Below are 12,121 nucleotides of genomic sequence, written 5' to 3' on the forward strand. Positions count from 1 at the left end.
CTACGCGAGACCGCCGTTGCTCTGCAGCAGCTGGCCGTTGACCCACTGCCCCTGCGGGGAGCACAGGAAGTCGACCAGGTGGGCGGTGTCCTGCGGGGTGCCCAGGCGGCCGAGCGGCGTCGCGTCGCGGATGCGGTCCCGCAGTTCGCCGGTCATCCAGCCGGTGTCCACCGGGCCCGGGTTGACGACATTGGCGGTCACTCCGAGGTGGGCGAGCTCGTGGGCGGCGGCCTGGGTGATGCGGTCCAGGGCGCCCTTGCTCGCGCCGTAGGGGAGGTTGCCCGCCGTGTGGTCGCTGGTGAGAGCGACGATGCGGCCCGTCCCCGGGGTGCCGGTGAAGCGGCGGCCGTACTCGCGGATCAGCAGCCAGGAGGCGCGCGCGTTCACCGCGACATGCCTGTCGAAGCTGTCGACCGTGGTGTCGAGCAGGCCGGAGTCCACCGACTCGCAGTGGCACATCACCAGCGCCGTGACCGGCCCGCCGAGACGGGTCTGCGCCTCGTCGAAGACCCGGGCGGGGGCCGCGGGATCGGCGAGGTCGGCCTCGACGGCGGCGACCGCCGCGCCGCTCTTCGCGAGGGACTCGGTGATCGTCGCGGTCGCGTCCGGCTCGGCGCCCCAGGCCATGCGTGCGTCGTAGGGCGTCCAGTGGGTGAAGGCGATGTCCCACCCGGACGCGGCGAGCTGCCGCGCGACGCCCGCACCGATGCCGACGGTGCGGCCGACACCGGTGACCAGGGCGACGGGGCGGGACGGGGTGCCGGGACGGGCGCCGGGCGCCGGGGTGAAGGTCATCGGGCGATCCTTCCCGTCGGCCGCGGCCCGGGCAACGGATTTGTGCGTGCGTGCCGGACCCCGTGCCCGCGACGAGATCCGCCGGACGGGCCCTACGGCCCCAGCAGTTGCGGCCGGTACGGCACCGGCGCCTTCCACGCCGTCCAGCCGCCGGTGTGCGGCAGTTCGTACGGGGTCCAGTCGCGGGCGTACTGCGGCGGCCGTGCGCCGGTCTCGGTGAGGATCGCCGTGGGCACCCGGGCGGCGCGGTCCAGCAGGCCGGCGCGGGTCGTCGAGCGGTTGTTGCCCTTCGTCTGCGCCGACGCGCAGCCCGCCGCGTAGCCGATGGGCAGCGCGCGCGGGCCCGTGACCAGGCAGGGCGGTGTCACGCCCATCGCGTGCAGGCCCCGCGCCGCCGCGACGTAGCGGGCGTCGGTCCGCCCCGTCGAGGCGACCTCGCGCTCCAGCACGAGGTACTGCGAGGTGAGCTGGAGCGCGACGAGCACGGCCGCCGCGATCGTGAGGGGCCGCCGACGGCGCAGCCGGCGCACCAGCACCGCCACCGGCAGGGACAGCAGCGCGTACGAGGGCAGCAGGAAGCGCGGCGCCGAGTAGCCGATGAGCAGCAGGTACGGGACCGCCATCGCGGCGGCGCAGATCACCGGCAGGACGGTCGGGGCGGGGCGGCGCTCGCGGAGGGAGACGTACACCGCGGCCGCGGCCAGCAGCGGCAGCGCCAGCCACCACAGGGCGAGTCCGGGCTGGTCCGGGACGCCCGCCGTGCACGGGCGGCACAGCAGCGGGCCGTTCACGGAGCGCCAGGCGGTGTCCAGGTTCAGGTGCAGGCCCATGTCGCCCTCGGTGGCGCTGGACACGCGCAGCCGCTCGCGGACCCCGCCCCAGCGCAGGTACGCCTCGACGATCCACTGGGCGAGCCCCACCACCAGGCCCGCCGCGAGGAACGGCAGGGTGCGCCGCCGCTCGCGGGTGAGCAGGGCGGCGACGGCCAGCGGCCCGCCCAGCCACACCACGTCCGACGCCCGGAACAGCGCCACCGCCGCGACGCAGCCGGCCAGCCACCAGCCCGCGCCGCGGTCCTTGTCCCGCAGGAACCAGCCCACGGCGCCGACCGCGCCGAACGCCACCCACAGGTTGGGCATGGCCATCGCGCCGGACAGCACCGAGATCCACAGCCCGGCGAACAGCAGCGCGGCGAACGCCGTCGTACGGGCCCCGACCAGGGGCCGCCACACCCGGAACGCGGCGTACAGCGCGGCCGACGACAGCACGGCCAGGGCGATGCGGAGCACGACCGTCGAGCCGGTCACCGCGACGAGCGGCGCCGTCAGCAGACTCGTGCCGCGCGAGCGCGGCGCGCTGAAGAAGACGGCCGGGTTGCGGGGGTCGTACTGCGACACGTACACCGACTCGTCCCAGCCGAGACCGTGCCCCAACTGGGTCACGACAACGGCGAGTTGGGTGATGCAGTAGAGGGCGGCGACGATGCCGAGCCAGGCGTCGCCGCCGGGGCCGGAGCGGGAGACGGGCCGCCACCGGAGCCCGGGGGCCGTCGAGGACCCCGGTGGCGCGGTCGGCTTGGTCGGCATCGCGCGCGTCCTAGGGGTTTGTGGGCTGTGCGGTGCCATGGGCACGACGGCGTCGGCGGTCATGCGGTGTCCCCCCTGGACCGCCCGGCCGCGCACGGCGTACCGAACGGACCATTCTGTGGGCCCGGTTGGCGGCCCGGGCGCGGAACCGTTGCCATGCACGACGACGGCGTGACGCCCGAAGTTCCGTGAAAAGGCGGTCATATCGCGCCACAATGGGCGCCGGGTCGAAGCGTCCGGCCGAGGCGAGCGCCGCCGCGCCCATCTCCTTGCGGCCCGCCTCGTCCTCGATCAGCCCGGCCATCGCCTCGGCGAGGGCCCGCGCGTCACCGACCGGGACCAGGCGTCCGTCGACGCCGTCCGTGACGATCTCGGCGGGCCCCAGCGGCGCGTCCGTGGAGATCACCGGCACCCCGCAGCGCATCGCCTCGACCAGCGTCATCCCGAACGACTCGGCGTCCGACGCGCTCACCACGAGCGACGCCCTGGCGAACTCCGGCTCGATCGGCGACACCGTGCCCATGAGCCGGGCCCGGCCGGTCAGCCCGAGGCCGCCGACCAGGGCCCTCAGATGCGGTTCCTGCGCGCCGCCGCCGTAGATCCGCAGCTCCCAGTCCGGCTCCTGCGCGGCCACCGCCGCGAACGCCTCCAGGAGCAGGTCGTAGCGCTTGCCGGGGACGAGCCGCCCCGCCGCCGCGATGATCTTCGAGGTGCCGTCGGAGGGCGGGACACGGGCCGGCGGCACGATGTTCGGCACGGCTTCCACCCGCACCCCCGGCAGCGGCATCCGCGCCCGGTACACCGCCGCGTCCGCCTCGGTCACCGTCACGACCGCGTCCAGGGCCCGGTAGTGCCGGCCGAGGACCGTGCGCAGCTTCTTGCCGTGCGCGTCGTGCCGCAGGTGCTCCTGCCCGATGCGCAGCGCCCGCCGCGGCCCCCACAGTGCGAGGTAGACGTTGATGCCGGGCCGGGTGCCGACGACGACGTCCGCGGCGCAGCGTTCCTCCAGGTAGGCGCGGACCCGCAGATCGTGCAGGAGCGTGTACTGCTTGTACCGCTTCTCGGCGGCCGGGAAGTCCCTTGACGGCTCCCCGTACTCGGGCCGCCGGCTGTCGTCGCAGCCCGCCCGCGTGTCCACGAGCGGGACGAGCGTGATCCGCGGGTCCACCGCGAACCGGGGGTTCTCGCGGTGCCGCGACATCGACACGATCTCCACCTCGTGGCCGCCGTGCTCCACGAGCGCGGCGGCGAGGTTGAGCGTGGTGCGCACCGTGCCGCCGACGGCGTACACGTTGTGCAGCAGGAACACGATCTTCATACGTAGTGCCTTCCCCGGCGGGCGACCGGTGCGGGCCCGCACATCCCTGGATGTACCGGCACAGCGTGCTGGGAGCAGGTAAGCCGCTGTTCCGCGCCGGGTGAGAGGCGGGTAAGAAGCCCTTTGGCCGACGCCCGATCGGGCGATGCGCCCAGGTGGCGGGGGCACACTGGGCAGCGTGCCGCAATCTGCCCCCGCCTCTTCGCCGCCCGCTCCCACCGTGCTGCTCGCCGAGGACGACCGCGCGATCCGCAACGCCCTGGCGCGCGCCCTGACCCTGGAGGGCTACGTCGTCACGGCCGTCGCCGACGGCGTCGAGGCGATCGCCGCCGCGCACCGGGCGACGCCCGACGTCCTCGTGCTCGACGTGATGATGCCGGGCATCGACGGCCTGCAGGTCTGCCGGGTGCTGCGCGCCGAGGGCGACCGCACGCCGATCCTGATGCTGACCGCGCTGGTGGAGACGCCGGACCGGATCGCGGGCCTGGACGCGGGCGCCGACGACTACGTGGTGAAGCCGTTCGACGTGGAGGAGGTCTTCGCGCGGCTGCGGGCCCTGCTGCGCCGCGCGGCCCCGGCCGAACCCGCGGCCGGACCCGCCGACGGCGGCCAGGTCACCGCCGCCGATCTGCGGATCGACCCGGGTGCCCGGCGCGCCTGGCGCGGCCCGCGCGAGCTGGAGCTGACCCGCACCGAGTTCGACCTGCTGGAACTGCTCGCCCGCAACTGCGGCATCGTCCTCGACCACGCCACGATCTACGACCGCATCTGGGGCTACGACTTCGGGCCCGGCTCGAAGAACCTGGCCGTCTACGTCGGCTACCTGCGCAGGAAGGTCGACGAGCCGGACGGGGTGCCGCTGATCCACACGGTGCGGGGCGTGGGCTACGTCCTGAGGGAAGGGTGAGCCCGAGCGCCGCCGGGCACGCATCCGCATCCGCACGGCACCGGCGCACCCCCCAGAGCCTGCGCGCCAAACTGGCCGTCTCCTTCGCGGCGGTCGCCGCGGGCGTGACCGCCCTGGTCGGATTCCTGTCCTACGACGCGGCGGCGCGGCTCGTCCGCGTCGACCAGCAGGCCGTCTTCGGCGAGGTCGTCCACGATCTGCGCCAGCAGGTGGGCCGGCAGCGGCTCGCCCCCGGCGACTTCACCTCGGGCGACCCGGACCACGACGGCCCGCGCGACGACCTGACCCGCCCGGCCGGGACCGTCGTGCAGGTCCTCGGTCCGCGCGGCGCGGTCCTGGACCGGGGCAACCCGGCCCTCCCGGTCGACACAGCGGCCCGCCGCACCGCGGACGCGACCGCCGCCGGCACGGTCGTCGAGGACGACGACGTGGAGATCCACGACGACGCGTACCGCATGGCCACCGTCGCGCTCGGCGGCGGGCGCGGGGCGGTGCAGGTCGCGCAGGAGTTCAGCGACACCGAGGACCTGCTGCGGGAGCTGCAGAAGCGGACGGTGCTGTTCGCTGGGGCGGTCGTGGTCGCCGCGGGCCTGTTCGGCTGGTGGCTGGCGCGTCGCATCACCTCCCGCCTCGTACGTCTCGCGGAGACCGCCGAGGTCGTCGCGTCCACCGGCCGGCTCGATGTCGCGGTGCCGGTGGCGGGCGGCGACGAGGTGGGCAGCCTGGGCCGCTCCTTCGACCGGATGCTGGGCCGCCTGGCCCGCTCCGTGGAGGACCAGCGGCGCCTCGTCCAGGACGCGGGCCACGAACTCCGTACGCCGCTGACCTCGCTGCGGACGAACATCTCGCTGCTGCGCCGCATCGAGGAACTGCCGCCCGCGGCCCGCGAGGAACTCGTCGCCGACCTGGCCGAGGAGTCCCGCGAACTGACCGACCTGGTCAATGAGCTGGTGGACCTCGCGGCCGGCAAGGAGGACGACGAACCGGTCGTGGAGGTGGCCCTGGCGGAGACCGCCGAGGACGTCGCGGCACTGGCCCGCCGCCGCACCGGGCGCACCGTCACCGTCCGCGCCGAGGGCGACACGGCCATCGCGGGCCGCCCCGCCCAGCTCCAGCGGGCCCTGACCAACCTCGTGGAGAACGCCGCCAAGTTCGACGCGGCAGGCACCGCCCCCATCGAGATCGCCGTCACCCGGACCTCCGGCGGCGTTCGCGTGGAGGTCCTGGACCGCGGCCCCGGCCTCGACGAGGGCGACATGGACCGCGTCTTCGACCGCTTCTACCGGGCCCCCGCGGCCCGCAGCCTGCCCGGCTCGGGCCTCGGCCTGTCGATCGTGCGGGAGGTCGCGGCCGGGCACGACGGGGTGCCGTTCGCGGCGCGACGGGCGGGCGGGGGAGCGGTGATCGGGTTCACGGTGAAGGGGGCCGGCCGGCCCGCCGGGTGCGGTGACTGACCCGCGCCGTCAATTCACTGGCCGCCCCCGCCCGGGCCCGGCAGCATGCCGTCCATGCGCTTCTCGATCAACATCCCGAACTTCGGTGACTTCGCCGACGCCCGCACCGTCGCCCGCACGGCCGTCGCCGCCGAACAGGCGGGCTGGGACGGCCTGTTCGTGTGGGACCACGTCGTGCACGACAAGCGGGAGCAGCGCGGCAAGCCGTTCGGCGACCCGTGGATGCTGCTCACCGCGGCCGCGCTCGCCACGTCGCGGCTGAAGGTGGGCCCGCTCGTGGCAGCCGTGCCCCGCTACCGGCCCGAGCAACTCGCCCGCCAGGTCGCCACGTTGGACGCGCTCAGCGGCGGCCGGGTGATCCTCGGCGCGGGGCTGGGCGGGCCCGCCGACGACGAGTACGGCAGCTTCGGCGACACCGTCGACCGGGTCGTGCACGCCGAACGGCTCGACGAATCACTGGAGTTGCTCACCCGGTACTGGACCGGCGAGCGCGTCGACCACGACGGCGCCCACTACCGCGTGCACGAGACGGCCCTGCTGCCCGCCACCGTCCAGCGGCCGCGCCCGCCGGTGTGGATCGGCGGCTTCTGGCCGCACCGCCGCCCCATGCGCCGCGCGGCCCGCTGGGACGGCGCCGTCCCGCTGTTCACCACCGCCCTGCACGGTGTCCCGCCGCGCCCCGACGAACTGGCGGAGGCCGTCGCGTACGTGACGGAGCACCGGGAGGCCCCCGACGCCCCCTTCGAGATCGTCGTCGGCGGCGTCAGCCCGTCCGGCAAGGCCGGGGCCCTCGACCTCATCGGCCCGCTCGCCGACGCGGGCGCCACCTGGTGGGACGAGCGGCAACTGCAGACCGGCGGCACCGTCGACTCGTACGAGGCCGTGCTGCGACGCGTCGAGGCGGGGCCCCCGCGGCTGTGACCCCATGGCGGCGATGTCGTGGACCGGGTGTCTGCACCGTGCAAGGGCGGGCGCTTGCCGGTCTGGTGATGAGCTGGGCTGCCTGTGAGAATGGCTCCGCGAAGATTCTGCTGAAGGGGGACACGATTCAGTCGGCACTCGCGAACATAGCCTTGGGGCTGGTGACCAGTCTGCTCGGCGCTGCGTTCGTCTGGCTCCGGGCACGGGCGAAACGACTGCGGGTCGTGAACCGGCAGGCGGCCTTCTTCGGCGTACGACCCGGGCAGACCTGCCTGATGGTGCTGGGCAGCAAGTACAACTCGCCCGGCAGCGCGCATTACCGGGATGTCCGAGCCGCAATGGAACTGGCCCTTCTCGCCAGTGAGTTGGGATGCCATGTCGAGCTGGAGCCCGGTACCTTCCGCGGAGGCAACGGCAATCGGACGGAGTTCTGCGTCGGTGGCCCGTCCGGCGACTCCAATCCCCGTACGGGGGGACACCTGGCCACGCATCTGCCCGGGGTGACCGTTCATCCTTACGACGACACGCGGCCCGACTCCGTGGCCATCGAAGTCGGCGGGGAGAAGTTCCTGTTCGACCGAGGCAATCAGGAGTACGCGCTCGTCGCGAAGTTCACTCCTGCCGAGTCCACCGGGCCCGTGTTCCTCGTGTCCGGACAGAGTTCCGTGGCGAACCTCGCCGCGATCCACTTCCTGCGTCGTGAGTATGCGCAGGTGGCGAAGCGGCTGAGATCGGTGGAGCGCTTCTGTCTCCTTGTCCGGGTCTCAGGCATCGGAACCTACGAGCACCACCGGGCAGAACTGGAGCGGGAGGTGTCCGACGCCGCCTTCAGGGCTGTGACGAGAGCTCAGTTCGGCTGAGCGGCGCTTCCATGAGGACCACTTCAGCTGCCTGCGCCCACCGTATTCGCTCGGCGAGGAGGGTACGCAGGTGCGCAGCCTGGTCGAAGGCGGCGGCACGGTTCGTCAGGCTGCGCCAGACGGCGCGAGCCCACGCCTGCGTGTCCTTGGCTTCGTCGCCCGACACCTCGACCACGAACTGTCCGGCGTGCTCAGGTCCGAGAGTCTCATGCAGGAGATCCGCCAGCCCGCTCTCCGAGCTGACCAGGACCGGGATTCCCCGTGTGATGGCCTCGAGGCCGACGAGCCCGAAGCCCTCCTGCCGAGACGGCATGAGGACCAAGGAGGCGCTGTCCAGGTCGTCGTCGATACGGTCCTGCTCCGCGGTGTAGACCCGGATCACAGTGTCCAGCTGAGGGTGTACCCGACGCATCTGTGTCCGGGCCCGGTCCGCATCTGTGACAGGAGCGCCACGTACGAGGAGTCGTATGCCGCGCCGGACACCTTCCGCACGCAGCCAGTCGTCGGCCTGGGCGCAGGCTGCTGCGGCGAGGTCGAGGCCCTTGAGCTGTGCGTCGTCGACGCGGCCCAGGAGCAGTACACGTGAGGGGCTTCCCGGGGGTGGAGCCCTGTCGACATCCGGTTCCGGTGAGTCGAACCCCGGATCTATTCTCTGGGGAGGCTTGCCGACCGAGGTTCTGAACTCGGCGAGGAACTCCTGGTGCAGTCTGGGACCGACAGCGAAGACCCGGTGCGCGCTTCTGCCCAACCGCCTTTCGATGCGGGTGCGGTCCTCGGCACGCAGGGCCGCGTCATTGGTGCGGTCGGGCTTGTACCACTCGATGGTGTCCGGGGCCATGTGCAGGAAATGCAGACGGCGGGCGGTGGGATAGAAGTCCTCGGCCAGCTTCTGCGCGGCGGGTCCGGTGATCCGGCCGTGGCCGAGAATGAGGTCGGGCGACACCCCGTCGGGCAGATTCGGACGGCTGCTGAGGCGTACGTCCTCGGATTCTCCCGGCCTGACGGGCCTGGGAAGCAGCGTGACGTTGGCCTCCTCGGCCGCGTCGTGCTCCGCAGCGGTCGCGTGAAGCACGACACAGAAGACCCGGGCTCCGGCGGCGGCCAGTGCCCGACACAGATCGCGGTTGAACGTGCTCAGTCCGCCGTTGGCGGAGGCCCACTCGGTGGCGACGGAGAGCACCACAGGGCCCTGGCCCGGACGTGTCGTCGTGGCGCGCTCCTCCTCGGCCGACCGCTGAGCAGGTGCCTCTGCTGGTGGCATCCGTGATCCGTGCTCACTGTTCTGGCTGTGATCCGGATCCGGCGATGGCGTGGACGTGACGCCGATGATGGCGCTGGCCCGCTGCACCGCCTCGACCAGGTCGACGTCCGTCTCCTCGTGCAAGGTCGTGCCGCCGTCGGCGGAGGGCAGGAGCAGGAAGCCGAGGAGGTGGTTGCGTAGCGATATGGGGGCCAACTCCGCTGCGGCTCGCGAGAGTTCCGCGGCCGCTTCGTCCCGGTCGCCGCCGGTGAGGTGGGCCATGGCGGCGTTGTAGTGACACAGCGCACGGGCGTACGCGTCGTCGGCGAGACTCAGCGCTCTGCGGGACCAAGCGAGCGCGTCCTCGTGCCCCGTGGCCACACTCAGGTACATCAGGCAGTTGGCGGCGTCCCAGTCCGGCTCCAGGTCGAACGAGGACTGGAAGCGGGCCCGCGCACGGGCCACATCGCCCGCTCGATAGGCGTTCATCGCGGCCGTGCGGTGGTTGATCGCCAGCTCGGACCGAAGCCGCCCTGTCGCCTTCAGGAACCAGTTCTCCGCCGGCCACGTCCGCAGCGGTACGCGTACGGGCTCGGCAGTGAGCGTGCCACCGAGTGCCGCCACCTGGTCGACTGCTGCCCGGAAAAAGTCCGTCTCGGACAGTGAGAAGCCGTCGGTGTCCGGGGTGCAGAGCCATCGCTCCACGGTGTGGTTCTGGTAGGTGCAGGTCACCGTGGTGATGTCGAGAGCCTGAGGCTCACCCGCGTTGAGGATCGAGTAGTGGAGGAAATCGATCTCCGGGATGGAGTCCGGCCCGGCGTCGGGCAGTTTCTCCAGAGCGTTCAGGCTCGCTTCCAGATGCTTGGCGCTGAACTGGTAGCAGCACGTCGGGAAGATGCGCGCAGGATGGATGTCCACGATGTCGTGGAGCAGGCCGAGGAGCCTGTTGAGCAGCATGGCCCGCACGCTGGCCTGGCTGATGGCCTGCGAGTGCCGAGGGGTCCCGAGAGTTTCGGCCGACCAGAGTCGGCAGTAGACCTCGTCGAACAACTCCGAGTCGTCGGCCAGCGTGACGGTGTCCTCATCCTTGAGGATGCCCTGATCGACGAGGGACTGCCTGCACTGAGTGAATTCCTCGTATGTGATCTCCGGCCGCCCGACCATGCCGTAAGCGAACCAGGCCTCGTCGGGCGTCGCGTGTCCCAGGGCCGATGTGAGCACGTTGAAGGCGATGAGCTCGTTCCGGCTCATTGCTCGTACCGCGCGGATCAGCGGACGGTCGAGGACGTCGCGATCACCCCGCTCCATACGGAATTTGATCCCTGCGAGGACTTCGGGGCTGAGCTCCATGTACTGCGTGAGGCCGCGCTGCATTCGGGCGAACATCTCGTGGCAGTACAACTGAATCGCGTAGGGGTTGCCATCGGTGAGTCGTCTCAGTGAAGACACCAGGTTGGCGGAGAGCAGGCCGCCGTAGAGTCCGGCGTTCCGCAGCGGACGCGCCACACACTCCTCGACGTCCGTCTCCTCGACGAAGCCTTTGACCTCGATCTCCCTGAACTGCCGGAGAATCTGCGAGTGCACCTCTTTGATGCGCTCGATCAGCCCGGACGTACCTGCGAGCACGAGGACCAGTCCGTCGACCCGCGTGGTGAGGAAGCGCAGGACGGACAGGGATCGGCTGTCGTCGGCGATCAGTTGTGCCTCGTCCACGAGCAGCGCGATCGGGTGGCCGAGGAGATCGATGAAGAAGGAGAGATCGTCGCGGAGCGCTGTGTCCGGCACACGGCCCTCGGCGCCGGCGAGCGCGATCGCCTCCGGGAATTGCAGCGGGGGCACGGTCGAGGCGTCCGCCACGCCTGCCATGACACGGCGCACCGCTGCTACGTCGAAGTCGACCGGATTGCCCGCACGGTCGGCCTCCGCCAGGACGGCCAGCACCAGTTCCTCGTAGATTTTGCGGAAGAAGGCGATCGGCTCGCCATCGCCCTCGATCAGTTCCACCCGCGCTGTGGTCAGCCCGCGTGTGGTGGCCATCCGCTCGGCGGCATAGAGAAGACTCGTCTTGCCTGCTGCCCGCCGGCCGTGCAGGACGACACAGATCGACGGCATGCCGACTTGGGCCTGACTCAGCTCTTCTTCGATGGCGGCCGCTTCTTCGGAGCGCCCGGCGAAGGTGGCGGCGTCACGCACGGGGTGCCGGTAGTTGTATGGATTGCGCACCTGGGAAATGTCCACGGGCCCCCCTCGCCTCGTGTCGATCGTACGATCTGCACAGTGCCCGACGGGAGTGTTTCGGTTCCCGTCAGTGCCGGAGAGGGGTGGGTGACCCGGACGCGCTCGACTTCCGCGGGGGCATCACGGGTTCCGCGCTGTGGCCCTCGCGGTCACGGCCAGACCAGGCAGTAGGGCTGGTGCCCCGCCTCGTGCAGCCGGTGCGAGAAGTCCTGCCACTCGTGCAGGAGCTGGTACACGTTGAACGCGTCGCGCGGGCCGCCGCGGTCGGGGACCGTGGACCAGATGAACGCCGCGGCGCCGACGGACTCCTCGCCGACCCCGCGCAGCGGGTCGACGACCGTCATCGGCAGCTTCACGACCGCGTAGTCGGGGTGCAGGACGACGAGCTCCAGCGGGGGGACCTTGTGCAGGGGTATGCCCTCGATGCCGGTGAGGACCATCGCGGCCATCGTCTCCGGCTTGATCTTGGTGAACATGCCGCCCATGCCCAGCTCGTCGCCGCCGAGCTCCTCGGGACGCATGGAGATCGGGACGCGGGCCGCCGTCGCGCCGTCGGGCGCGCCGAAGTACTTGTACGTCACCCCCACCCGGCCACCATTCCCGCTGTCCCCGCCGCCTGTCGCTCTCTGGACCCGTGCCGCCGTGTCGTCGTGACTCTCGCGCCGGTGCTTCCCCCGCCGGGCACGCCGGGGGCCCAGGTCGTCGGTCCCCTCACCCAGTCCGCCGCCACCGCGATGCATATCTCCACCCGACTGCTGTTCTCAGGGCGCCAGGCCCTTTTCTAGGCCGCGCGACCGCCGAC

Annotated in this window: 9 protein-coding genes; 4 read left to right on the forward strand and 5 right to left on the reverse strand. The window is 71.9% G+C overall.

The window, feature by feature from the left end:
* The 3 genes from ACQUQD_RS23365 to ACQUQD_RS23375 form a co-directional block, all read right to left on the reverse strand.
* The gene (locus tag ACQUQD_RS23365; RefSeq protein WP_428954086.1) at positions 1-795 is read right to left on the reverse strand and encodes an SDR family oxidoreductase; all 795 of its coding nucleotides are present in this window, start codon (positions 793-795) and stop codon (positions 1-3) included.
* 92 nt (positions 796-887) lie between these two features.
* On the reverse strand, positions 888-2,381 hold the full coding sequence (locus ACQUQD_RS23370; RefSeq protein WP_428954087.1) for a hypothetical protein: 1,494 nt from the start codon (positions 2,379-2,381) through the stop codon (positions 888-890).
* 10 nt (positions 2,382-2,391) lie between these two features.
* Positions 2,392-3,699, reverse strand: a complete 1,308-nt coding sequence (locus ACQUQD_RS23375; RefSeq protein ID WP_428954088.1) for a glycosyltransferase family 4 protein — start codon at positions 3,697-3,699, stop codon at positions 2,392-2,394.
* 178 nt (positions 3,700-3,877) lie between these two features.
* On the opposite strand from ACQUQD_RS23375, the gene ACQUQD_RS23380 reads away from it, so the two are divergent.
* The 4 genes from ACQUQD_RS23380 (at position 3,878) to ACQUQD_RS23395 (ending at position 7,841) form a co-directional block, all read left to right on the forward strand.
* Positions 3,878-4,606: a response regulator transcription factor gene (locus tag ACQUQD_RS23380; RefSeq protein ID WP_428954089.1), complete on the forward strand. Its 729-nt coding sequence runs from the start codon at positions 3,878-3,880 to the stop codon at positions 4,604-4,606.
* A complete protein-coding gene (locus ACQUQD_RS23385; RefSeq protein WP_428954090.1) occupies positions 4,603-6,060 on the forward strand; it encodes a HAMP domain-containing sensor histidine kinase in 1,458 nt (485 codons plus the stop codon). The genes ACQUQD_RS23380 and ACQUQD_RS23385 overlap by 4 nt, the downstream gene beginning before the upstream one ends.
* Before the next feature lie 54 nt (positions 6,061-6,114).
* Entirely contained in the window at positions 6,115-6,981 is an 867-nt protein-coding gene (locus ACQUQD_RS23390) for an LLM class flavin-dependent oxidoreductase (protein WP_428954091.1), read from the forward strand.
* A 161-nt stretch (positions 6,982-7,142) separates the two neighbouring features.
* Entirely contained in the window at positions 7,143-7,841 is a 699-nt protein-coding gene (locus ACQUQD_RS23395) for a hypothetical protein (protein WP_428954092.1), read from the forward strand.
* Here ACQUQD_RS23395 and ACQUQD_RS23400 read toward each other — a convergent pair.
* Complete coding sequence (locus tag ACQUQD_RS23400) at positions 7,810-11,319, reverse strand: glycosyltransferase (RefSeq protein WP_428954093.1); 3,510 nt, start codon at positions 11,317-11,319, stop codon at positions 7,810-7,812. The two genes, ACQUQD_RS23395 and ACQUQD_RS23400, sit on opposite strands and share 32 nt — an antisense overlap.
* A 149-nt stretch (positions 11,320-11,468) precedes the next feature.
* A complete protein-coding gene (locus tag ACQUQD_RS23405) occupies positions 11,469-12,059 on the reverse strand; it encodes a hypothetical protein (RefSeq protein ID WP_428954094.1) in 591 nt (196 codons plus the stop codon).
* Between the last annotated feature and the right edge of the window lie 62 nt (positions 12,060-12,121).

The organism is Streptomyces sp. cg35, assembly GCF_050410835.1.
In the GTDB taxonomy this organism is placed as follows: domain Bacteria; phylum Actinomycetota; class Actinomycetes; order Streptomycetales; family Streptomycetaceae; genus Streptomyces.

Excerpts from the sequence above, each read along its gene's own strand:
- ACQUQD_RS23365 (WP_428954086.1), bottom strand. The coding sequence starts at position 795 with ATGACCTTCACCCCGGCGCCCGGCGCCCGTCCCGGCACCCCGTCCCGC.
- ACQUQD_RS23370 (WP_428954087.1), bottom strand. The coding sequence starts at position 2,381 with ATGCCGACCAAGCCGACCGCGCCACCGGGGTCCTCGACGGCCCCCGGG.
- ACQUQD_RS23375 (WP_428954088.1), bottom strand. The coding sequence starts at position 3,699 with ATGAAGATCGTGTTCCTGCTGCACAACGTGTACGCCGTCGGCGGCACG.
- ACQUQD_RS23390 (WP_428954091.1), top strand. The coding sequence starts at position 6,115 with ATGCGCTTCTCGATCAACATCCCGAACTTCGGTGACTTCGCCGACGCC.
- ACQUQD_RS23405 (WP_428954094.1), bottom strand. The coding sequence starts at position 12,059 with ATGCATCGCGGTGGCGGCGGACTGGGTGAGGGGACCGACGACCTGGGC.